Raw genomic sequence first — 21,482 nt, 5'->3', positions numbered from 1 at the left:
GCCTGAAGGGGAAAGGGGCACTCACGCCTCAAGCCGCATTTCTGCAACAACGCCGATCATCGGGGACCTGCGCGAGTTTTCAAACCCGAGGGTCGCAGCAATACCAAGTGATTCTCTGGCCGATTCGTTTTCTCATGCAAAAGCTGTATTGACCAAAAGAATATTCTGACTGGTTGTGCAAAGCCTCAAGGCAACCACCAGAGGGCGATTGCATTCATGAAGATCGCTCCGTGGCCCTAAATAAATTCATTAACTTTCAGAAGCTTGTTTTCTGCGGCGCAGAAGAAGCAGGACAAGCGGGATTTGCCTGTCTAGCTTGAGGGACAAGGTTGCACGGCATGGCGGCAACTCTCCGTTCGGTTACTGAACCTCAAGAAAGGAAGCCAAAGGATGAATCCTTGCGCTATCTTCATCCTTGATACGAACGAGCTTCGTGCCGCGGGATATGCCACTCTTCTCATGCCGCTCGCCTCTCGTTCGGACGCCGAACTGCACGTCGCCCTGCGGCTTGCCGATTTCCAGGATCTTTCGAACTGCGAATGCCTTGCCTGCCTTTACTGCGTCGGTGGCCGTTCGTTGACAGACGAAGAGGTGGCCGGCACGATCGCCGGCCTGCGTGAAATCTTCGCCCATCTTCCGGTGATCGTCCTGTCGGACCTGTCCGGCCCCGAGGAAATCGCCGCCGCCACGCAGGCGGGATTGCGCGGCTTCCTTCCCACGACGATGCCGACCCATGTGGCGATGGCGGCCATCCAGTTCATCCTGGCCGGCGGCACCTATGTGCCCCACGCGACCCAAGGGTCGCCACGCCCCGAAGCTGCTGCGCCGGCGGCGGCTCGTGTCTCTCATGCCGGGTTCCCGCGGCTGGTGCACTCTCCTGCACAGCCATGGGGTCCTGCACCCGAGCCGCAAGCCGGACAAAGCGAAAAGCAGGCACCCGAGGAAACCGCTTCGACCGCGCCCCTGAGGCAGCGCCATGTCGAGGTCCTCAATTCCCTGAGCAAGGGACATCCCAACAAGGTCATCGCCCGGCAGCTCAACCTCACAGAAGCCACCGTCAAGCTGTATGTCCGGCAATTGATGAAGATCTTCCATGCGGAAAACCGGACCCAGTTGGCGCTTCAGGCCGCCAACCATCCCCAGGTCAGGAAGCTTGCCGCGTCCGGGTGAAGCGGCGGACCGCGCAGCACTTGCCGCGGGATGGTGCCACTGACAGCGCAGCCGGAGGCGGGGGAGCCTGGCCCCCCGCGCAAGCGCCGCCTCACTCCGTCTGGACCAGGGTCTCCGCCTCTCCGCGGGCGCGCTCGATCTCGCGCCAGCGGGCGACGTTGGCGTTGTGCTCCTCCAGCGTGCGGGCAAAGGCGTGGCCGCCGGTGCCGTCGGCCACGAAGAACAGGTAGTCGCTGTCGGCCGGGTTCAGCGCCGCCTCGATCGCGGCGCGGCCGGGGTTGGCGATGGGCGTCGGCGGCAGGCCGTCCACCTGGTAGGTGTTGTAGGGCGTCCGGCGGTCCAGTTCCGACCGGCGCAATCCCCGGTCCAGCACCTCGCGCCCGTTCGTCACCCCGTAGATCACCGTGGGGTCGGTCTGCAGCCGCATCCCTTCGCGCAGGCGGTTGACGAAGACCGCCGCCACGGTCGGCCGCTCGGCGGCGATGCCGGTTTCCTTTTCCACGATCGAGGCCATGGTCAGCGCCTCCTCGGGCGAGCCATAGGGCAGGCCGAAGGGGCGGCTTTCCCATGCGGCGGTCAGGGCCGCATCCTGCGCGGCCCGCATCCGGTCGATCAGCTCGCGCCGGCTGCCGCCGCGCGTGACCTCGTAGGTGTCGGGCGCCAGCGTCCCCTCGGGCGGCAGCGGGCCGACCGGGCCATCAAGGAAGGGCGCCTGCCGGATGCCCTCGACCACCTGCCAGGCGGTCGTGCCCTCGGCCACGGCCACCCGCAGCCGCGCGCCGGGACGGTCCACGGCCTGCACGATGGCCTCGGGCGGCTCGCCCGCCGCGGGGTCGTGGCGGACGCGGTCCTCGTAGCGGCCGTTTTCCGGGTTCAGGTCGCGCAGAACCAGCGCATTGTCACGCACGCCGACGCGGAAGATCACCTCGGTCCCGCAGGTGGACGGTCCGCCCGCGGTGATCGTGTCCACCACTTCGGCCATGCTGGCATGCGGCGGGACAAGGTAGCTGCCGAACTTGAGCTGCCCGGCCTTGCCCGCGTAATCGGCCCCCGTCCGCAGGATATAGGGCGAGGTGATGACGCCCTGCGCCTCAAGCTGCTTGCTGACCTCGTTCAGCCGTGCGCCCTGCGGGATTTCCACGCATTGCGCCAGGGCGCTGGGACCGGGCGCGACATACTGGTTGCGCCCCCAGGCGACGGCCACCGCCACCCCGATCAGGATGACGATCATCAAGGTCAGGAAGTTGGAGGCGATGGAGCGCCACATCAGTCGCGGACCCTGCCCACGACAAGGCTGGCATTGGTGCCGCCGAAGCCGAAGCTGTTGGACAGCGCCACGTCGATCCTGCGCCGCACGGCCGCGTTGGCGGCAAGATCGATGGGCGTCTCGCGCGCCGGGTCGTCCAGATTCAGCGTCGGCGGCGCGACCTGATCGCGGATCGCGAGGATGCAGAAGATCGCCTCGACCGCGCCCGCAGCCCCCAGCAGGTGCCCGATGGACGACTTGGTGGACGACATGGTGACGTTCTTCGCATGGTCCCCCAGCAGGCGTTCCACCGCCCCAAGTTCGATCACGTCGGCCATGGTCGAGGTGCCATGCGCGTTGATGTAGTCAATGGACGACGCCTCAAGCCCCGCCCGCTTCAGCGCCGCCGTCATGGACCGGAAGCCGCCGTCGCCATCCTCCGACGGCGCGGTGATGTGATAGGCGTCGCCCGACAACCCGTAGCCCAGCACCTCGGCATAGATCTTCGCGCCGCGGGCCTTGGCGTGTTCGTATTCCTCAAGCACGACGACCCCCGCGCCCTCGCCCATGACAAAGCCGTCGCGGTCCGTGTCCCAAGGGCGGCTGGCCGATGTCGGATCGTTGTCGCGCTTGGTCGACAGCGCCTTGCAGGCGTTGAAGCCGGCAATGCCGATTTCCGATATGGGCGATTCGGCCCCGCCCGCCACCATCACGTCGGCGTCTCCCACCGCGATCAGCCGCGCCGCGTCGCCGATGGCGTGCGCCCCGGTGGAACAGGCCGTCACCACCGCATGGTTCGGCCCCTTGAAGCCGAAGCGGATCGACACCTGCCCGCTGACAAGGTTGATGAGCGAGCCGGGAATGAAGAAGGGCGACACCCGCTTGGGTCCGCGTTCCTTGATGAGAACTGCCGTCTCGGCGATGGTCGAAAGCCCGCCGATGCCCGAGCCGATCATCACGCCGGTGCGCTCGCGCTCCTCCTCGGTCGCGGGTTCCCAGCCGGAATCCTTCACCGCCTGCTGGGCGGCGGCCATGCCATAGAGAATGAAGTCATCGACCTTGCGGCGGTCCTTGGGGTCCATCCAGTCGTCGGGGTTGAAGCTGCCGTCCGAGCCGTCCCCGAAAGGGATCTCGCAGGCATATTTCGTCACCACGTTCGAGGCGTCGAACCGCGTGATCGGCCCGGCGCCGGATTGCCCGTCCAGAAGCCGTGACCAGGTTTCCTCGACCCTGCCCGCCAGCGGCGTGACCATCCCCAGCCCGGTGACAACGACCCTTCGCATCGATGTTCCTTCCCATCGCTTGAACTTCGGCTGAATACACGCGGGCCTTGCGCCGCGCAACGCGCGCGTGGCAGCCTTCCGCACGCCTGCGCCCATCCGCCTTCACATTGCATTGTCGGAACTTTACCGATGCTGCCTTGTTGAACGCGCGCCGATCCGGCCTAATCTGGCGCAAGCCCCCCGACGGGGCCGCCGCCGACCAACCGCCGACCGAAGGGACCGCACCATGAGCACCGAAACCCAGGCCCGCGCCCAGGCCGCGCTGCCCGAACTGCAGGCTGTCACCTCGGTCGTGCTGCCCGAACCCGCCGGAGAGATCGTGCCGCTGGACCGCGCCGACACGCCCGTGGCCCAGGCCATCCGCCAGCGCATGGACGAGATCGATCTGAAGGACACGACCTCTATCGTGCATTTCGGATCGCGGGCGCAGGCGGGCCTGCAGGAAATCAGCCAGTCGATGCTGGCCGATGTCAAGAACAAGGACATCGGCCCGGCGGGCGATTCCCTGCGCGACATCGTGTCCACCATCCGCGGCTTCTCGGTCAGCGAACTGGATGTGCGGCGCGAGCGGTCGTGGTGGGAAAGGCTGCTGGGCCGCGCCGCACCCTTTGCCAAGTTCGTGGCCAATTACGAAGAGGTGCAGGGCCAGATCGACAAGATCACAACCGATTTGGAACAGCACCAGCACACGCTGCTCAAGGATATCAAGTCGCTGGACGTGCTTTACGAACGCACGCTCGATTTCTACGATGAACTCGCGCTGTATATCGCGGCGGGCGAGGAAAAGCTGCGCGAGCTTGACCGGGACGTGATCCCCGCCAAGGAACGCGAGGTTCAGGCTGCCCCCAACGACGGCGCGATCCTGGAAGCGCAGGAACTGCGCGACCTGCGCGCCACCCGCGACGATCTGGAACGGCGTGTCCATGACCTCAAGCTGACGCGGCAGGTGACGATGCAGTCGCTGCCCTCGATCCGGCTGGTGCAGGAAAACGACAAGTCGCTGGTGACGAAGATCAGCTCGACCTTGGTGAACACCGTGCCGCTGTGGGAAACCCAGCTTGCGCAGGCGGTGACGATCCAGCGGTCGTCGCAGGCGGCGGCCTCGGTCAAGCAGGCGACGGACCTGACCAACGACCTGCTGACCGCGAATGCGAAGAACCTGCGCGACGCCAACGCCCGCATCCGCACGGAAATGGAACGCGGCGTCTTCGACATCGAATCGGTCCGCACCGCCAACGCCGAGTTGATCGCCACCATCGAGGACTCCTTGCGCATCGCCGACGAGGGCAAGGCCCGCCGTGCCGCCGCGGAACTGGACCTGCAGAAGATGGAATCGGAACTGCGCCAGACCCTGTCCGCCTCGCGTGCCCGGCCGCAGGCACCGGCCAACAAGGGCGCCGCGACGATCACGTCCCGGGCGTGAGCGCCCATGCCCCAGCCAGACCGGACCCTGCCGTGACCGATCCGTCCAGCGCCCGCTGCGCCGCCCCTTGGAAGGGGCGGCGTTTCGCCATGCTGGCGCTGCTAACGCTGACCGCCTGCGCCCCCCGGCCCGACCTCGTTCCGCCGCCTGAACCGGCCCAGCGCCCCGCCGTGATCCCCGCCCCCTCGCCCCGGCCCGAGATCTCGCAGGAACAGTTGCGCCGCGAACGCGCCGAGGCCGCCCGGATGGCGGCGGGGCGTGCTGCGGCCACCCCGGCCAGTGCGACGATGGCCCAGTATCTTTCCGGCGTGCAGGACAGCCTGTTGTCACGGGGGCTGCTGCGCGCAGACGCGGGGACGGCCTCCGGCGCAGCCCGTCTGGCCGAGGATTTCATCCAGATCGCGCTGCGCGACGAATATGTGATGCAGAATGGCCGGCTGGTCCCGCAATCCCGCCCCGCGCCCCTGCGCCGCTGGGAACGGCCCGTCCGCATCTCTGTCGTTTTCGGCGATTCGGTTCCGCCGGTCACCCGGACCCGCGACCGCGCGCTTGTGGCGGACTTTGCCGCACGGCTGCAGCGGATCACCGGCCACCCGGTCGGCCTGACCGGATCGGGCGGCAATTTCGTCGTCCTCTTCGTGAACGAGGACGAGCGCCGCGCCATCGGCCCCCGCCTCGCCGCGCTGGTCCCCGGCATCCCTCCCTCGGACATCGGCGCGATCGAGCGGCTGGCGCCGCAGAATTATTGCACCGTCTTCGCCTATTCCCCGGGCGCAGGCGCGGCCTATTCCAACGCCGTCGCCGTGATCCGGGCGGAACTGCCCGACCGCCTGCGCCTGAGCTGCATCCACGAGGAACTGGCACAGGGCATGGGCCTTGCCAACGACAGCCCGGACGCCCGCCCCTCGATCTTCAACGACGACGAGGAATTCGCATTCCTCACCGCCCATGACGAGCGCCTGCTGCGGATGCTCTACGACCCCCGCTTGCGGCCCGGCATGACCGAACCCGAAGCCCGCCCCATCGTCGCCCGCATCGCGGCCGAGCTTGCGCCGGAACCCGCGCCCCGCCCCGGCGCTTGATGCCCGAAAGGAGGAAACCATGGTCCTCGATTTCCTGACCGGAGAGTTCATCGACGTCATCGAATGGGTGGACGACACCCGCGACACGATGGTCTGGCGCTATGAGACCCGCGGCCGCGCGATAAAATACGGCGCCAAGCTGACCGTGCGCGAGGGCCAGGCAGCCGTCTTCGTCCACGAAGGCCAGTTGGCCGACACCTTCGGCCCCGGCCTCTACATGCTGGAAACCAACAACATGCCGGTGCTGACGCGCCTGCAGCACTGGCACCACGGCTTCCGCAGCCCCTTCAAGTCGGAAATCTACTTCGTCAACACGACGCGCTTCAACGACCTGAAATGGGGCACCCGCAACCCCATCATCGCGCGGGACCCTGAATTCGGCCCCGTCCGCATCCGCGCCTTCGGCACCTATTCGATGCGCGTGACCGACCCCGCCCGCTTCATGTCGGAAATCGTCGGCACGGACGGAGAGTTCACCGCCGATGAGATCAGCTACCAGCTACGCAACGTGATCGTGCAGGAGTTTTCCCGCGTGATCGCCTCGTCCGTCATCCCGGTCCTCGACATGGCCGCGAACACGCAGGATCTGGGGAAGATCGTCGCCACCGCCATCGAACCCACCGTCGCCCAATACGGCCTGACCATCCCTGAGTTCTACATCGAGAACATCAGCCTTCCCGACGAGGTGGAACGGATGCTCGACAAGCGCACCTCGATGGGAATCGTGGGTGATCTCAGCCGTTTCGGGCAATACGCTCAGGCGGAATCGATGCTGAACGCCTCGACCCGCGACGGCGGCATGGGGGCGGGCATCGGCGCCGGGATGGGTGCGGCCCTTGGCATGGGCATGGCGGGCGGAATGCTGCGCGGCCCTTGGGGTCCCGCCTCGCCCCAGCCGCCGCAGGTTCCGCAGCAGCAGCCCAACATGATCGCCCCGCCGCCGATCCCCACGGACCCCGTGTGGCACGTTGCGCTCGACGGCCAGCCCGGCGGCCCCTATGGCAAGGCCGATCTGGGTCGGCTGATGAACGAGGGCCGCTTCACCCGCGACACGCTGGTCTGGACCCCCGGCCAGGACGGCTGGAAGGAAGCCGACGAGGTCCCCGCCCTCGCCCAGCTTTTCACCATGCTGCCTCCGCCCCTGCCGCAGAAATAGCCCTGCTTTTTCTTCTTTGCCCAAATATCCCGGGGGTCCGGGGGCTGGCCCCCGGTCCTGTGTCTCCGCCAGCGGACCCGAGCCGATGCCCACACCGCAGATCGAACACCGCTACCCTTGCGATAGCTGCGGCGGCAGCCTGCAGTTCGCGCCCGGCCAGGACGCGCTGGTCTGCCCCTATTGCGGCCACCTGCAGCGCATCTCTCCCGGCGCCGACCGCGCCCCCGCCCGCCAGCCCGAAGAACAGGACCTGCTGCTGCGCGATCCGTCCACTGGCCGCGCGATCCAGTGGGACGCGGGCCACAAATCGCCGCAACTGCAGGAAATCTCGCTGGAACGGGGGCTCCGCCTCGACGATCGCAGTGACCTGACGGAAACCGTCCGCACTCTCTCCTGCCCCAACTGCGGCGCGAAGATCGAGCGTGGCACCGACACCCATGCCGGCCGCTGCCCCTTTTGCGCCACCCCGGTCGTCACCGACACCGGCACCACCCGCCTCATCAAGCCGCAGGGCGTCCTGCCCTTCGTGCTGACCCAGGACCAGGCTCGGGGGGCGCTGGACACCTGGCTCAAGGGCCTCTGGTTCGCGCCGAACGGCTTGCAGCAATATGCCCGCAAGGGACGCAGGATGCAGGGCGTCTATTCCCCCTTCTGGACCTTCGACGCCGACACCCGCACCGCCTATCGCGGCCAGCGCGGCGACCATTATTACGAGACGATCTATGTCACGCAGGAGGTGAACGGCCGCACGCAGCGCGTCCCGCAACAGGTCCTGCGCACCCGCTGGTCCCGTGCCGCGGGCCGTGTCGCGCGGTCCTTCAACGACGTGCTGATCCTCGCCTCGACCTCGCTGCCGCGCCGCTACACCGATGCGCTGGCCCCTTGGGACCTGTCGCATCTCGTCCCCTACGATCCCCGCTATCTCTCTGGCTTCCAGGCCGAGGGCTACACGGTTCCCCTGGCCGACGGCCACGCCATCGCGCGGCAGGAGATGGCGGGCGTGATCGCCATGGACGTGCGCCGCGACATCGGCGGCGACGTCCAGCGGATCGAGGCGACGGACACCGACCACAGCAACGAGACCTTCAAGCACGTCCTGCTGCCGGTCTGGCTCGCCGCCTATAAATACAACGGCAAAAGCTACCGCTTTGTCGTCAACGGCCAGTCCGGCCGGGTGCAGGGCGACCGCCCCTGGTCGGTCTGGAAGATCGCGCTCGCCGTCCTCGTGGCGCTGCTGGCGGCGGCAATCCTGCTGGTGGCCAGCGAAGGCGGCGGCATCCGCATTGGTGCCGCGGGATCTGCGCCGGGCATTTCCGCGCAGATCCGCCATGCCTCGGCTCAGGCGCCGCCCGAGGCGCAGCGGCTCGCAGGCTCTCCGGCACGGGCGCTTTCCCGATCCCTTCACCCCGCATGACGGCAGCAACAGGGACGGGCCGATGATCCTCTGCACGGGCGAGGCGCTGATCGACATGGTCCCGCAGCCGGACGGGGCCTTTCGGCCGCTGCCCGGCGGTGCGGTCTATAACACCGCGCTTGCCCTCGGCCGCCTCGGCACAAGCACGGGATTCCTGTGGCCGATCTCACGCGACGGCTTTGCCGAGCTGCTGCTGCGCCCGCTGGCCGAGGCGGGCGTGGATGCCGCCGCTTGCCCCCGCAGCGACCGCCCGACGACCCTCGCCCTTGTCAGCCTTGCGGGGGGCGAGGCGCGCTACAGCTTCCACGACGAAGGCTCGGCGGGCCGGATGTTCGCCACGGACGACCTGCCGCCCCTGCCCCCGGCCCTTCAGGCGCTGTTCATCGGCGGGATCAGCCTGGCCGCCGAGCCTTGCGGCGCGACTGTGGAAACCTTCGCCGAACGCGCGGCCGCAAGCGGCGTGCCGGTCATGCTCGACCCCAACCTGCGCCCGTTCTTCATCACCGACGAAGCCGCCTACCGTGCCCGGCTCGACCGCCTGTTCAGGCTGGCGGCAATCGTCAAGCTGTCCGCCGACGACTGCGCCTGGCTCTGGCCCGGAACGGATCGACAGGCGATCGCCCGCGACCAGATCTGCCGCGGGGTCCGCCTCGTCGTGATCACCGGCGGCGCGCAGGGCGCCATAGCCGAAACCCCGCGTCACCGGGCAGAGACCCCTGCCTTCCCCGTCACCGTGGCCGACACCATCGGCGCGGGCGACACCTTCAATGCCGGTATCCTCGACGCGCTGTCCCGCATGGGTGCCCTGCACAGGCTTGACGATCTCGACGCGCCGACCCTGACCGCAACCCTGTCCCACGCGGCGCGGGCCGCCGCCGTCACCGTCTCGCGTCCCGGCGCCGACCCGCCTTGGCGCCACGAACTGGCCTGAGCTTCTTCTTTGCCCAAATATCCCGGGATCGTCGTATACGACGATGGGGGCAGCGCCCCCCGAACGCATGGCGTGGGGGCGAAGCCCCCTCCGCCTCAGCCCTCCAGCGCCGCCGCGGCGCAGTCCAGACGCGCCACCGCCTCAGAGATCTCCTCATCGGAAATGTTCAAGGGCGGCAGCAGGCGCACCACATTGTCCGCCGCCGGCACCGTCAGCAGATGTTCGTCATAGGAGGCGGCCACCACCTCGGTCGGCGCCACCTTGCAGCGCAGGCCCAGCATCAGCCCGATCCCGCGCACGCCCTCGAAGACATCGGGATGTGCCGCGACCAGTCCCTCCAGCTTCTGCCGGAACAGCGCGCCCTTGCGGTTCACCTCGGCCAGGAAGTCATCGTCCGCGACGATCTCCATCACCCGGATGCCCACCGCGCAGGCCAAGGGGTTGCCGCCATAGGTGGAGCCATGCGTTCCCACGCCCATGCCACAGGCCGCCTCACTGGTCGCCAGCACGGCACCCAGCGGGAAGCCGCCGCCGATGCCTTTGGCCACCATCATGATGTCGGGGCCTACCCCTGCCCATTCATGCGCGAACAGCCGCCCCGTGCGGCCCATGCCGCATTGCACCTCGTCCAGCACCAAGAGCGCGCCGGTGCGGTCGCACAACGCGCGCACCTTCTGCAGATCCTCGTCCGCCATCGGGCGGATGCCGCCCTCGCCCTGCACCGGCTCGATCATCACCGCGGCGGTCTGGTCCGAGACCGCGGCCTCCAGCGCCGCCATGTCCCCCCAGGGCAGGGTGCGGAAGCCCGGCATCAGCGGCCCATAGCCCTTCGTCATCTTCTCGGACCCCGCCGCCGCGATGGCGCCGGTGGACCGCCCGTGAAAAGCGCCCTCGAAGGTCAGGATCTCGATGCGCTCGGGCTGGCCCTTCTCGGACCAGTATTTGCGGACCATCTTGATCGCCAGCTCCGCCGCCTCGGTGCCCGAGTTCGTCACGAAGACCGTATCGGCGAAGGTCCGGTCCACCAGCAACTCGGCCAGCCGCTGCTGCTGGGGGATCTGGTAAAGGTTGGACACATGCCAGATCTTGCCCGCCTGCTCGGTCAGCGCCGCGACCAGTTCCGGGTTCGCATGGCCCAGCGCGTTGACCGCGATGCCCGCGCCGAGGTCGAGGTATCGGGTGCCGTCCGCGGCAATGGCCCAGGCGCCCTCGCCGCGGTCAAAGGCGATGGGCGCGCGGTTGTAGGTCGGCAGGACGGCGTCGATCATGGGTCGGTCCCTTGGCTTTTGCTGGATTTCAGACGAACGAACGGCCCCGTCAGGCAGGGCGCGGGGCGGGACGCATCAGCGTCGCAGGTCAGGGCGAATCGTCGTCATGGGGCAGCGTTACCAAGCGCCGCCGCCGGCTTCAACGCCACGTCACGCCTTCATGCGGAAACCGGTGCGCAGCCACCACCATGCCAGACCGTTCACCGCCACCACCGTGACAAGGCAGACCAGCAGCCCCCGTGCCGCGGGCGCGTCGCTGACGCCCGCGAAACCATGGCGCGCCCCGTCGATCAGGTAGAAGATCGGGTTCCAGTGGGACAGGCTGCGGAAGGGCTGGGGCAGGGCCTGGACGGAATAGAAGGTGCCCGACAGGAAGGACAGCGGCGTCACCACGAAATTCGTCAGCGCCGCCATCTGGTCGAACTTCTGCGCGATGATCCCGCCTAGGATGCCCAAGCCCCCCAGCATCAGCGCCCCCAGGATGATGAAGGCCAGCGCCACCCACGGATGAACGGGCGGGTGCCCGACCAGAAGCCCCAGGCCGATTCCGATCACCACGGCCACCAGCAGCGAGCGCGTCAGGCTTCCCGCGAGATACCCCGCCAGGATCTCGGCCGCAGATAGCGGCGGCATCAGCGTGTCCACGATGTTGCCCTGCATCTTGGCCGAGATCAGCGAGGATGAACTGTTGGCGAAAGCCGTCTGGATCACCGTCATCATCAGGATGCCGGGGCCGAGGAACTCGACAAAGGGCAGGCCCATGACCTCGCCCCGCCCGCGGCCCAGCGCCACGACGAAGACGACGACGAACAGCCCCGCCGTCATCAGGGGGGCCAGTACCGTCTGCTGCCAGACGGTCATGAAGCGCCGGATCTCGCGCGCGGCCAGCGTGGCCGTCCCCAGCCAGTTGATCCGGCCGAAACGGCGGACGGGCATGGCGCCATAGTCGGCGGGGGTGGGACGGGTCATGACGGCGATCCTTGAAACTGCGGGGCGCAGGCGCTATTTCCGGGCATCCCCGGTTAGAACCGCACGCTGCGGCTTGTGCAAGCCCGCCAGCCGCCAAGGAGCAACCCATGTCCTGGACCGACGACCGCGTCGAGACGCTGAAACGCATGTGGGCCGAAGGCCAGTCGGCCAGCCAGATCGCCAAGGAGCTTGGCGGCGTCACCCGCAACGCCGTGATCGGCAAGGTCCACCGCCTCGGCCTGTCGAACCGCACCGAGGGCGAGGAGCAGCCCGCCGCCCCTGCCCCCGAGCCGGCGCCCGAGCCCGTCGTCGTCGAGACGGCCCCCGCCGAGCGCCCCGCGCCCCCCGAGCCCGAACCCGAGATCGAGGCGCCCGCGCAACCCGAACCCCCTCCTGCCCCGCAGCCGGTTTTCTCGCCCCGCCGGCCGATCGTGCCCGCAGGCCAGCCGCTGCCGCCGCAGCCCTCGGCCAACGAGATTTCGCCCGAGACTCTGGCCTCGGTCCGCGAGGTCGAGAAGCGTGCCCTCAAGCTCTCGCTGATGGAACTGACCGAGCGCACCTGCAAATGGCCGATCGGCGATCCGGCGACGGAAAAGTTCTGGTTCTGCGGGTTGCCCAGCCAGGCCGGAAAGCCTTATTGCGATGCCCATGTCGGCGTGGCCTTCCAGCCGATGAGCGCCCGCAGGGACCGGCGGCGGTAAGCCAGTCCTGCCGCGCCGGCGCCATGGTTCACGGCCGGGGCTGTCTGCCCCATCGATGGGACCATGCGCCCACGAAAATGTTTCCGTCCGACCCGAGCGGCTTAGGGCTTTCTTAATCCTCCAGTGGGAAAGTCAGAGGCGCGGTACAGGCGGGGACGCCGATGACCGCTCCGGACCGAGGCGCCCTTGTTCCCTGCTTCACCGCCGGAACGGGGGCGTCCTTTTGCTCGGTCAAGCCCGCTGCCTCTGCAACCGCCCGTCATCATTTCCTCAGCCTTCAGCCGCTACACCGCTTGGCCCAGTCGCCTCCCCTTGGCGGAATGCGATCTCGATGCGCTTCGATCAGCCAAAGCCATTCTTCGACCAGCAAGCTCCGCGTCATCCTCCTGCCCCCTCGGGCCGGATGAAAATATCCCGGGGGAGCCGTGCAGCGCACGGCGGGGGCGGCGCCCCCATCCGAACGGACGCCATCCCCGGCAGCGGCCTGATCCCTCACCCCGGGCAGCGCGTTCCCGAGAAGCTCCGGCCTCCCCCGAACCGTATGTCGATCCGGCCCTCCGTGATCCGCAGATCGACCTGCTCGCGCCCGCATTCCTCGCCCTCGGCCATGCAGGCCCAGGTCGCGCGCTGCCAGCCATCGGCAAGCCCCTGCCGTCCGGTGACGCGCTCGTAATGGCTTTCGGTGATGCTGAACCTGCCGGCGCCAACAGAGATGATGCCTTCGCCCCCCGCCTCCATCGGGCAGTTGGCGCGATAACCCTCGATATAATAAAGATCGTCGGCCCGGGCGGCGCCCGTCGCCGCAGCCAGCGCCAGCGCGACGGGAATCAGAAAGCGGATCATGGAAGATTCTCCTTGAAACAACCTGCCGCCGCAGCATGGCCGCGTATCGCTGACCTGCCCAGACCCGAACTGCCGCGCATTTGAAACAACGGCCTGCCGCTCTGGCAATGACCGCGCCCCTTGGGTAAACAGCCCCCGACCTGCCTTCAGGAGCCCCAATGGCCCGCCATCTCATCACCTCCGCTATCCCCTATATCAACGGCATCAAGCACTTGGGGAACCTCGTCGGCAGCCAGTTGCCCGCTGACCTCTTTGCTCGCTACCAGCGCGGGCGCGGGCGCGAGGTGATGTTCCTTTGCGCTACCGACGAACACGGCACGCCCGCGGAACTCGCCGCCGCCAAGGCCGGCAAGCCTGTGGATGTCTTCTGCGCCGAGATGCACCAGGTCCAGGCCGACATCGCCCGCCGCTTCGGCCTGAGCTTCGACCACTTCGGCCGCTCCTCCAGCCCGCAGAACCACCGCCTGACGCAGCATTTCGCGGGGAAGCTGGCCGAGAACGGGCTGATCGCCGAGGTCTCAGAACGGCAGGTCTATTCCAACGCCGACGGCCGCTTCCTGCCCGACCGCTATATCGAGGGCACCTGCCCCAACTGCGGCTATGACAAGGCCCGCGGCGACCAGTGCGAGAACTGCACCAAGCAGCTTGACCCGACCGACCTGATCAATCCGCGCAGCGCCATCAGCGGCTCGACGGACCTTGAGGTGCGCGAGACGAAGCACCTTTACCTGCGCCAGTCCGCGCTGCGGCAGGAACTGTCGGACTGGATCGACTCCAAGACCGACTGGCCGATCCTGACGACCTCGATCGCCCGGAAATGGCTGAACGACGGCGACGGCTTGCAGGACCGGGGCATCACCCGCGACCTTGACTGGGGCATCCCGGTCAGGAAGGGCGACCAGCCCTGGCCGGGGATGGAGGGCAAGGTCTTCTACGTCTGGTTCGACGCCCCCATCGAATACATCGCCGCGAGTGCCGAATGGGCCGAGTCCCAGGGCAAGCCCGACGCCGACTGGCGCCGCTGGTGGCGGCTGGACGAGGGCGCGGAGGACGTGCGCTACACCCAGTTCATGGGCAAGGACAACGTGCCCTTCCATACGCTGTCCTTCCCGGCGACGATCATCGGTTCGGGCGAGCCGTGGAAGCTTGTGGATTACATCAAGTCCTTCAACTACCTGACCTATGACGGCGGGCAGTTTTCCACCTCGCAGGGGCGCGGCGTCTTCCAGGACCAGGCGCTGTCGATCCTGCCCGCCGACTACTGGCGCTGGTGGCTGCTGTCCCACGCCCCCGAAGGGTCCGACGCCGAGTTCACATGGGAAAACTTCCAGCAGTCGGTGAACAAGGACCTCGCCGACGTTCTGGGCAACTTCGTCAGCCGCATCACCAAGTTCTGCCGCTCGAAGTTCGGCGAGACGGTGCCGGAAGGCGGCAGCTACGGCCCCGAGGAGCAGGCGCTTGTCGAGGCGCTCACCACCCGCATCCGCGCCTACGAGGGCTTCATGGAGGCGATGGAAGTCCGCAAGGCCGCGAACGAACTGCGCGCGATCTGGGGCTTGGGCAACGAATACCTGCAGTCCGCCGCGCCTTGGTCGACATTCAAGACCGACCCCGAGCGCGCCGCGATGCAGGTCCGCCTCGGCCTGAACCTGATCCGCCTTTACGCGGTGCTGTCGCAGCCCTTCATCCCCTTCGCCGCCGATTCGATGCTGGCCGCCATGCGGACCGAGGCGCGCGACTGGCCCGACGACGTAACCGTCGCGCTGGACGTGCTGCCTGCCGGCCACGCCTTCGAGGTGCCCGACGTGCTCTTCGCCAAGATCACCGATGAGCAGCGGGACGACTGGCAGGACCGGTTCAGGGGTGTGCGGGGATAATGAATAAAAGCCTTAGAGATGTCCTGGCGGAGGCGGGACTCGCATCCGAGCGGGTTGTTCTAATGCGACACGCTCCTAGCGAGAAAGAGCAGCCTAGATTTAGGCGTGGTTTCATTGATCTTGCCTACCGAGATCGTGCGCTATTCGAATTTTACCAGTCGTATCAAACCCCTAGGACTACCAAGAAGATTGGCGCCAAAGGCTATCTTATGTCAGCATTACCTGGTCCGGGTACGCAGACGATCCTATACGCAATCTACAAAATCTTAGGTCAGAGCCGGTCGATTACCGCAGATGAGCTGATGGCTGAACTCCCGATGCAGCGCCTACTGGAACGTGGATTGAAGCCGTTATCTTGCCCCAAGTACAGCATCATCGATTTTGAACGCACTCAACTTCTTCATGAGCTTTCTGGCCGTGTCGCATTCGAGTGGCCTTGGGCGGCAGTGAACTGGTGCGGGCTAGCACCAGAGGAAGTACTCAGCACGACTCTAGTCCACGAGACCTCTGTTCTGGGAAAGGACCGCATCTGAGCTACTGCATTTCTATTGGTGCGCCACTGGGTAGCAACCAACAGCGACCCGTTCGCCGTGTGAAATCTGCGGCCAATCGCATGGCGGTGCAATCCTCAAAACGGTTCAAGGATATACATGCCTGATCCCGGCTGGTTCGCGCTTATCGCCTTCTGGGGCCTCAGCGCGCTCGGTGCGTGGTCGCAGACGCTGACCGGCTTTGCGCTGGGGCTGATCGTGATGAGCGGGACAACGCTGTTCGGGCTGCTGCCGGTGCCGGTGACGGCGCAGATCATCTCGGTCCTCGTGCTGCTGAACGGGGCGATGGTGCTGTGGCGCGACCACCGCCATGCCGACCGCAAGGCCGTGATCGCGGCCGTGATCGGCGCGGTGCCGATGATCGCGCTGGGCTATTGGCTGCTGCACTGGATGGTGGGATCGGCGCTGGAATGGCTGCGGCTGATCCTGGGCGTCTTCATCGCCGTCGCCGCGCTGCAACTAGTCCACCGGCCGCAGCCTTGGGAGCAGCGGTCCCCGACCCCAGCCTTCGGGATCGCGGGGGCAACGGGCGGGATCATGGGGGGACTGTTCGCGACCTCGGGGCCGCCGCTGATCTGGCTGCTTTACCGCCAGCCGCTGGCGCTGGACACGATCCGGGTGACACTGGTGACCTATTTCGTCATCACGCAAGGATTCCGGCTGGCGCTGACGGTGGCGGACCGCAGCTTCGACCGGCTGACGGCGGTGGCGCTTGCGGGCGCGCTGCTGGCGGTGGCCTTGGGGACATGGGCGGCGCGACGGTTTCCACCGCCGGTCTCGGCGCTGACGATCCGGCGGGCGGCGCTGGTGTTGCTGTTCCTGTCGGGCGTCGGGCTGATCGCGACGGCGGGGGTCGCGCTGGCGCGCGGTTGACCTTGGGGCCGTACGCCCCCACCCTCGCCCCCGATCCATCCGCGAGGCTTCCATGACCCATTGCATCCTGATCGGCGCCCCCGTGGACAGCGGTCAGCAGCGGCCCGGTTGCCTGATGGGACCGGCGGCCTATCGCGTCGCCGGGATCGGGCGGACGCTGCAGGCCCTGGGCCACGGGGTCGAGGACCGTGGCGACCTGACGCCGGGGCCGCCGGGGACCGAGACCACGGCGAACACTGCGGTTCGCGGGTTGCCCGAGACGCTCGCCTGGACCCGCGCGCTGGCCCAAGCGGGTGAACGGGCGATGGCCGAGGGGATGCCGGTCTTCATGGGCGGCGACCATTCGCTGTCACTCGGCTCGGTCGCGGGCGTGGCGGCCCATGCCAAGGCGCGGGGGCGGCCGCTGTTCGTGCTGTGGCTGGACGCCCATTCCGACATCCACAGCATCGAGACGACCGAGTCGGGGAACCTGCACGGGACTCCGCTGGCCTACCTGGCGGGGCGTTCGGGCTTTGACGCCTTCCCGCCCTTCCCCGCCCCGGTGCCCGAAGAAAACATCTGCCTCTTCGGCATCCGCAGCGTCGATGAGGCCGAGCACGCCGCGCTGGAGGCATCCGAGATCGTGGTCAACGACATGCGGGTGCTGGACGAGTTCGGCTTTGCCGTGCCGATGCGGGCATTCCTGGACAAGGTGCGGGCGGCGGAGGGGATGCTGCATGTCAGCCTTGACGTGGATTTCCTCGATCCGTCGGTCGCGCCGGCGGTCGGCACCACGGTGCCGGGCGGGGCGACCTTCCGCGAGGCGCATCTGGTCTGCGAGCTGATCCATGAAAGCGGGCTGATGACCTCGCTGGACCTGGTGGAACTGAACCCCTTTCTGGACGAGCGGGGGAAGACCGCGCGGATGATGGTGGATCTTGTCGGCAGCCTGATGGGGCGCAAGGTCTTCGACCGGCCGACGCGATCGGGATAGGCGGCCAGTCGCGCCGCCCCCTCGGTCTGCGGGGTGACGCCCCGTTTCCCGGGACCGGCAGCGGCTGACGGGATGCGCATCATTTTAGATGCTTCATCGTTGAGCCGGCGCCGGCCCCTGTCCTATCCTTTCCTTGCTCATGGTGCGTGGTCTCACTCCGGGCAAGGGCCAGCCCCCCAAAGGGGCTGGCCCGACTTGTTCCGGCCAAGTGGCAAGGGGCGCTGGCTGGGGACGAGACGCCTTCGGGGGTTGACCTCGCGGGGTCTGCCCGGTGAAGTGCCGCGATCATGTCCAAGCAGATTGCCCTGCCCGCCCCGAGCCTCCGTTCCGTTCCGATCCCCTGGTCTGCCGGGCGCCGACGATAGCGCCCCCGCGACTGCCGGACGGAACGGAACAGGACAACCCATGATGAACAGCTTTCTCGACATTCACACCACGCCCAAGGACGACCTGCGCGGCATCATCGACAATGCGCGGCGGATAAAGGACGCGCGCAACGGCGCCCCGAAGGGGACACCCGACGCCGAGCAGCCGCTGGCGAACCGCATGGTCGCGCTGATCTTCGAGAAGCCATCCACCCGCACCCGCGTCAGCTTCGACCTGGGCGTGCGGCAGATGGGCGGGCAGACGATGGTGCTGTCGGGGCAGGAGATGCAGCTTGGCCATGGCGAAACCATCGCCGACACCGCGCGGGTGCTGTCGCGCTATGTCGATCTCATCATGATCCGCACCTTTGAAGAGGCGACGCTGCTGGAGATGGCGGAATACGCCTCGGTCCCCGTCATCAACGGGCTGACCAACCGCACCCATCCCTGCCAGATCATGGCCGACGTGATGACGTTCGAGGAACACCGCGGCCCCATCGCCGGGCGCAAGGTGGTCTGGTCGGGCGACGGCAACAACGTCTGCGCCTCGCTGATCCAGGCGGCGGGGCAGTTCGGCTTCGACTTCACCTTCACCGGGCCGCAGCCGCTGGACCCCGAACGCGAATGGCTGGACTTCGCCCGCGCCCAGGGGGTGAAGGCCGAGATCGTGCGCGATCCCATGAAGGCCGTCGAGGGGGCCGACCTGGTCGTCACCGACACCTGGGTGTCCATGCACGACCCGCAATCCGCCAAGGAGCGGCGTCACAACCAGTTGCGCGGCTACCAGGTGAACGAGGCGCTGATGGCGCGGGCCAAGCGCGATGCGCTGTTCATGCACTGCCTGCCCGCCCATCGCGAGGACGAGGTGACATCCGCCGTCATGGACGGGCCGAACAGCGTCGTCTGGGACGAGGCCGAGAACCGCCTGCACGCGCAGAAGGCGATCATGCGCTGGTGCCTCGAGGCCTGACACGAGCGGAAAATCAGCAGCGGCGGGTTGGCTTTCCGTTGGAAAGTCCGTCAACATCGGCGGAACCCAAGCGCAGGAAGGACCTTTCCATGCCATCTCGGACCATCCTCGTGACCGGGGCCTCGAGCGGCCTGGGGGCGCATTTCGTGTCTGTTCTTGCGGGGGACGGGGCGCGGGTGATCCTTGCCGCCCGCAGCGCGGACAGGATCTCCGCGCAGGTGGATGCGATCCGCGCGGCAGGGGGACAGGCGCAGGCCGTGGCGATGGACGTGGCCGATCCGGGCTCGGTCGCGGCGGGTTTCGCGCAGGTCGCGGGACGCATCGACGTGGTGGTGAACAACGCCGGCATTACCGCGACAGCCCCCGCGATCGACACCGACCCGGCCGAGTTCGGGGCGGTGCTGGACACCAACGTCAAGGGCGTCTTCCACGTGGCGCAGGCCGCGGCGCGGCGGATGCGCGAGACGGGCGGGGGCGCCATCGTCAACGTGGCCTCGATCCTCGGTTTCCGGGTGGCGGGCAATGTCGCGGCCTATACCGCCTCGAAGGCCGCGGTGGTGCAGCTGACGCGGGCGCTGGCGCTGGAATGGGCGCGCTGGGGCATCCGGGTGAACGCCCTTTGCCCCGGCTATGTCGAGACGGCCCTGAACCGCGACTTCTTCGCGACCGAGGCGGGCCAGGCGCTGATTCGGCACATCCCGCAGCGCAGGCTGGGGCAGCTTGCCGACCTCGACGCGCCCCTGCGGCTGCTCTGCTCGGACGGGGCGCGCTACATGACCGGCTCGGCCCTCGTCGTCGATGGCGGCCATCTCTGTTCCAGCCTTTGAGGGTTTCCCATGGATTTCACCATTTCCCCGCGCATCGAGGATTACCGCCGCCGCATCGCCCGCTTCGTTCAGGACGAGTTGCTGCCGCTGGAGGCGGACCGCGCCAACTACGACGCGCATGAGAACATCCGCCTCGACGTGCTGGAGACGATGCGGAGCAAGGCGAAAGCCGAGGGCCTGTGGTGCCTGCAGTTGAAGACGGAGACCGGCGGCCAAGGCCTCGGCAAGATCGGCATGGCGGTCTGCTACGAGGAGATGAACCGCTCGATCTTCGGGCCAGTGGTGTTCAACTCGGCCGCGCCCGACGACGGCAACATGATGGTGCTGGAAAAGGCAGGCACGCCCGAACAGAAGGAACGCTGGCTGAAGCCCATCGTGGAGGGCCGGGTCCGTTCGGCCTTCGTGATGACGGAACCCGCGCCCGGCTCGGGCTCGGACCCCGGCGGGATGATGCTGACCACGGCGACGCGGCAGGGTGAGAACTATGTGATCCGCGGCCGCAAGTGGTTCATCACAGGGGCCGAGGACGCGCAGCATTTCATGCTGATCGCGCGGACCTCGGAGGACCCGCGCAAGGGCCTGAGCGCCTTCCTGTTCGACCGCGACACCCCCGGCTGGCGGATCGAGCGGCGCATCCCGATCATGGGCCCCGAGGAACATGGCGGCCATTGCGAGCTGGTCTTCGAGGACATGGAGATCCCGGCCGAGAACCTTCTGCTGAACGAGGGCGACGGGCTGAAGCTCACGCAGATGCGGCTCGGCCCCGCGCGGCTGACCCACTGCATGAGGTGGCTCGGCCTGTCCAAGCGCTGCGTCGAGATCGCCACCACCTATGCCCATGAACGCTTCGCATTCGGCGAGCGGCTGTCGAACCGCGAGAGCATCCGCATCATGCTGGGTGATCTCGCCATGCAGATCGAGGTCGGCCGCCTGCTGGTGATGAAGGCCGCCTGGGCGCTGGACCAGGGCAGCTATGCGCGGAAAGAGGTATCCATGGCCAAGGTCCATGTCGCGAACCTGCTGCACAAGGCCGCCGACACCGCGATCCAGATCAACGGCGCGCGCGGCTATTCCAAGGACACGCCCTTGGAATGGATCTACCGCTATGCCCGGCAGGCGCGGCTGGTCGATGGCGCTGACGAGGTCCACAAGATGGTGCTGAGCCGCAACCTGGACGCCGAAGGGCGGGGGTTCTGGTCTTGGCCGGTCGAGGGGGAACAGGCATGAGCGACGTCACGCCCGAACGGCTGAACCCCTTTCTGACCGAGCATTTCGGTCCCGGCGAGACGCGGCTCACCCGCATCGGCGGCGGGCAGTCGAACCCGACCTTCATCGTCGATCACGGCGCCCGCCGGATGGTGCTGCGCAAGCAGCCCGCGGGCGAGATCCTGAAAGGCGCCCATGCCATCGACCGCGAGTTCCGGGTGATGCGCGCGCTTGAGGACACCGATGTCCCGGTGCCCCGCGCGCTGCTGTTCCACGAGGACCCGGCGCTGCTGGGCACACCCTTCTACCTGATGGACTTCGTCGAGGGCCGGGTCTTTTCCGACGGCCGCCTGC

Annotated in this window: 19 protein-coding genes; 14 read left to right on the top strand and 5 right to left on the bottom strand. The window is 67.5% G+C overall.

Annotation, left to right across the window (positions count from 1 at the left end; genetic code table 11):
- The first annotated feature begins 390 nt into the window (after nt 1-390).
- Nucleotides 391-1,170, top strand: a complete 780-nt coding sequence (locus Q4F04_RS08495) for a response regulator transcription factor (protein WP_303369403.1) — start codon at nt 391-393, stop codon at nt 1,168-1,170.
- A 91-nt stretch (nt 1,171-1,261) separates the two neighbouring features.
- Here the strand turns inward: Q4F04_RS08495 and mltG are convergent, their stop codons facing one another.
- Together mltG and fabF are read right to left on the bottom strand one after the other, a co-directional pair.
- Complete coding sequence (mltG, locus tag Q4F04_RS08490; RefSeq protein WP_303369402.1) at nt 1,262-2,437, bottom strand: endolytic transglycosylase MltG; 1,176 nt, start codon at nt 2,435-2,437, stop codon at nt 1,262-1,264.
- Nucleotides 2,437-3,699 (bottom strand): beta-ketoacyl-ACP synthase II, encoded by a 1,263-nt coding sequence (fabF, locus tag Q4F04_RS08485; protein ID WP_303369401.1) that lies wholly within the window; start codon nt 3,697-3,699, stop codon nt 2,437-2,439. The genes mltG and fabF overlap by 1 nt, the downstream gene beginning before the upstream one ends.
- A 226-nt stretch (nt 3,700-3,925) precedes the next feature.
- On the opposite strand from fabF, the gene Q4F04_RS08480 reads away from it, so the two are divergent.
- From Q4F04_RS08480 to Q4F04_RS08460, 5 genes are all read left to right on the top strand, one after another.
- The gene (locus Q4F04_RS08480) at nt 3,926-5,122 is read left to right on the top strand and encodes a toxic anion resistance protein (protein WP_303369400.1); all 1,197 of its coding nucleotides are present in this window, start codon (nt 3,926-3,928) and stop codon (nt 5,120-5,122) included.
- Between the two features lie 32 nt (nt 5,123-5,154).
- Entirely contained in the window at nt 5,155-6,204 is a 1,050-nt protein-coding gene (locus Q4F04_RS08475) for a DUF2927 domain-containing protein (protein WP_303369399.1), read from the top strand.
- A 19-nt stretch (nt 6,205-6,223) separates the two neighbouring features.
- On the top strand, nt 6,224-7,360 hold the full coding sequence (locus Q4F04_RS08470; protein WP_303369398.1) for an SPFH domain-containing protein: 1,137 nt from the start codon (nt 6,224-6,226) through the stop codon (nt 7,358-7,360).
- An 85-nt stretch (nt 7,361-7,445) separates the two neighbouring features.
- The gene (locus Q4F04_RS08465) at nt 7,446-8,774 is read left to right on the top strand and encodes a zinc ribbon domain-containing protein (protein WP_303369397.1); all 1,329 of its coding nucleotides are present in this window, start codon (nt 7,446-7,448) and stop codon (nt 8,772-8,774) included.
- Nucleotides 8,775-8,796: 22 nt separating this feature from the next.
- Nucleotides 8,797-9,705 carry a carbohydrate kinase gene (locus tag Q4F04_RS08460; protein WP_303369396.1) on the top strand — a complete coding sequence of 303 codons (909 nt, stop codon included), beginning with the start codon at nt 8,797-8,799 and terminating at the stop codon, nt 9,703-9,705.
- A gap of 95 nt (nt 9,706-9,800) precedes the next feature.
- Here the strand turns inward: Q4F04_RS08460 and Q4F04_RS08455 are convergent, their stop codons facing one another.
- Together Q4F04_RS08455 and Q4F04_RS08450 are read right to left on the bottom strand one after the other, a co-directional pair.
- On the bottom strand, nt 9,801-10,973 hold the full coding sequence (locus Q4F04_RS08455) for an aspartate aminotransferase family protein (protein ID WP_303369395.1): 1,173 nt from the start codon (nt 10,971-10,973) through the stop codon (nt 9,801-9,803).
- A gap of 150 nt (nt 10,974-11,123) precedes the next feature.
- Nucleotides 11,124-11,942 carry an ABC transporter permease gene (locus Q4F04_RS08450; RefSeq protein ID WP_303369394.1) on the bottom strand — a complete coding sequence of 273 codons (819 nt, stop codon included), beginning with the start codon at nt 11,940-11,942 and terminating at the stop codon, nt 11,124-11,126.
- A gap of 107 nt (nt 11,943-12,049) precedes the next feature.
- Between Q4F04_RS08450 and Q4F04_RS08445 the strand changes: the two genes are divergently transcribed.
- Nucleotides 12,050-12,643, top strand: coding sequence for a GcrA family cell cycle regulator (locus Q4F04_RS08445; RefSeq protein ID WP_303369393.1), 594 nt, complete (start codon nt 12,050-12,052; stop codon nt 12,641-12,643).
- Nucleotides 12,644-13,135: 492 nt separating this feature from the next.
- Here the strand turns inward: Q4F04_RS08445 and Q4F04_RS08440 are convergent, their stop codons facing one another.
- Nucleotides 13,136-13,486 carry a hypothetical protein gene (locus Q4F04_RS08440; RefSeq protein ID WP_303369392.1) on the bottom strand — a complete coding sequence of 117 codons (351 nt, stop codon included), beginning with the start codon at nt 13,484-13,486 and terminating at the stop codon, nt 13,136-13,138.
- A 158-nt stretch (nt 13,487-13,644) separates the two neighbouring features.
- On the opposite strand from Q4F04_RS08440, the gene metG reads away from it, so the two are divergent.
- From metG to Q4F04_RS08405, 7 genes are all read left to right on the top strand, one after another.
- Entirely contained in the window at nt 13,645-15,363 is a 1,719-nt protein-coding gene (metG, locus tag Q4F04_RS08435; protein ID WP_303369391.1) for a methionine--tRNA ligase, read from the top strand.
- A 650-nt stretch (nt 15,364-16,013) separates the two neighbouring features.
- Nucleotides 16,014-16,787: a sulfite exporter TauE/SafE family protein gene (locus Q4F04_RS08430; RefSeq protein WP_303369390.1), complete on the top strand. Its 774-nt coding sequence runs from the start codon at nt 16,014-16,016 to the stop codon at nt 16,785-16,787.
- A 52-nt stretch (nt 16,788-16,839) separates the two neighbouring features.
- The gene (gene rocF, locus Q4F04_RS08425) at nt 16,840-17,760 is read left to right on the top strand and encodes an arginase (RefSeq protein ID WP_303369389.1); all 921 of its coding nucleotides are present in this window, start codon (nt 16,840-16,842) and stop codon (nt 17,758-17,760) included.
- A 408-nt stretch (nt 17,761-18,168) separates the two neighbouring features.
- Nucleotides 18,169-19,095, top strand: coding sequence for an ornithine carbamoyltransferase (gene argF, locus Q4F04_RS08420; RefSeq protein WP_303369404.1), 927 nt, complete (start codon nt 18,169-18,171; stop codon nt 19,093-19,095).
- 89 nt (nt 19,096-19,184) lie between these two features.
- Nucleotides 19,185-19,922 (top strand): SDR family NAD(P)-dependent oxidoreductase, encoded by a 738-nt coding sequence (locus Q4F04_RS08415; RefSeq protein WP_303369388.1) that lies wholly within the window; start codon nt 19,185-19,187, stop codon nt 19,920-19,922.
- 9 nt (nt 19,923-19,931) lie between these two features.
- Nucleotides 19,932-21,149, top strand: coding sequence for an acyl-CoA dehydrogenase family protein (locus Q4F04_RS08410; protein WP_303369387.1), 1,218 nt, complete (start codon nt 19,932-19,934; stop codon nt 21,147-21,149).
- Nucleotides 21,146-21,482: phosphotransferase family protein (locus Q4F04_RS08405; RefSeq protein WP_303369386.1), on the top strand; the 337-nt coding region annotated here is incomplete at its 3' end. The genes Q4F04_RS08410 and Q4F04_RS08405, both read left to right, overlap by 4 nt.

This window comes from Paracoccus sp. (in: a-proteobacteria) (assembly GCF_030536915.1).
Lineage (GTDB): Bacteria > Pseudomonadota > Alphaproteobacteria > Rhodobacterales > Rhodobacteraceae > Paracoccus.
Note: the sequence above shows the minus strand (reverse complement) of the source record. Positions and strands in the feature narration are given on the sequence as shown.

Coding starts and splice junctions, on each gene's coding strand:
- Q4F04_RS08455 (WP_303369395.1), bottom strand. CDS start 10,973: ATGATCGACGCCGTCCTGCCGACCTACAACCGCGCGCCCATCGCCTTT.
- Q4F04_RS08460 (WP_303369396.1), top strand. CDS start 8,797: ATGATCCTCTGCACGGGCGAGGCGCTGATCGACATGGTCCCGCAGCCG.
- Q4F04_RS08450 (WP_303369394.1), bottom strand. CDS start 11,942: ATGACCCGTCCCACCCCCGCCGACTATGGCGCCATGCCCGTCCGCCGT.
- mltG (WP_303369402.1), bottom strand. CDS start 2,437: ATGTGGCGCTCCATCGCCTCCAACTTCCTGACCTTGATGATCGTCATC.
- Q4F04_RS08495 (WP_303369403.1), top strand. CDS start 391: ATGAATCCTTGCGCTATCTTCATCCTTGATACGAACGAGCTTCGTGCC.
- Q4F04_RS08415 (WP_303369388.1), top strand. CDS start 19,185: ATGCCATCTCGGACCATCCTCGTGACCGGGGCCTCGAGCGGCCTGGGG.
- metG (WP_303369391.1), top strand. CDS start 13,645: ATGGCCCGCCATCTCATCACCTCCGCTATCCCCTATATCAACGGCATC.
- Q4F04_RS08480 (WP_303369400.1), top strand. CDS start 3,926: ATGAGCACCGAAACCCAGGCCCGCGCCCAGGCCGCGCTGCCCGAACTG.
- Q4F04_RS08465 (WP_303369397.1), top strand. CDS start 7,446: ATGCCCACACCGCAGATCGAACACCGCTACCCTTGCGATAGCTGCGGC.
- Q4F04_RS08440 (WP_303369392.1), bottom strand. CDS start 13,486: ATGATCCGCTTTCTGATTCCCGTCGCGCTGGCGCTGGCTGCGGCGACG.
- fabF (WP_303369401.1), bottom strand. CDS start 3,699: ATGCGAAGGGTCGTTGTCACCGGGCTGGGGATGGTCACGCCGCTGGCG.
- Q4F04_RS08410 (WP_303369387.1), top strand. CDS start 19,932: ATGGATTTCACCATTTCCCCGCGCATCGAGGATTACCGCCGCCGCATC.
- Q4F04_RS08445 (WP_303369393.1), top strand. CDS start 12,050: ATGTCCTGGACCGACGACCGCGTCGAGACGCTGAAACGCATGTGGGCC.
- argF (WP_303369404.1), top strand. CDS start 18,169: ATGAACAGCTTTCTCGACATTCACACCACGCCCAAGGACGACCTGCGC.
- Q4F04_RS08470 (WP_303369398.1), top strand. CDS start 6,224: ATGGTCCTCGATTTCCTGACCGGAGAGTTCATCGACGTCATCGAATGG.
- Q4F04_RS08430 (WP_303369390.1), top strand. CDS start 16,014: ATGCCTGATCCCGGCTGGTTCGCGCTTATCGCCTTCTGGGGCCTCAGC.
- rocF (WP_303369389.1), top strand. CDS start 16,840: ATGACCCATTGCATCCTGATCGGCGCCCCCGTGGACAGCGGTCAGCAG.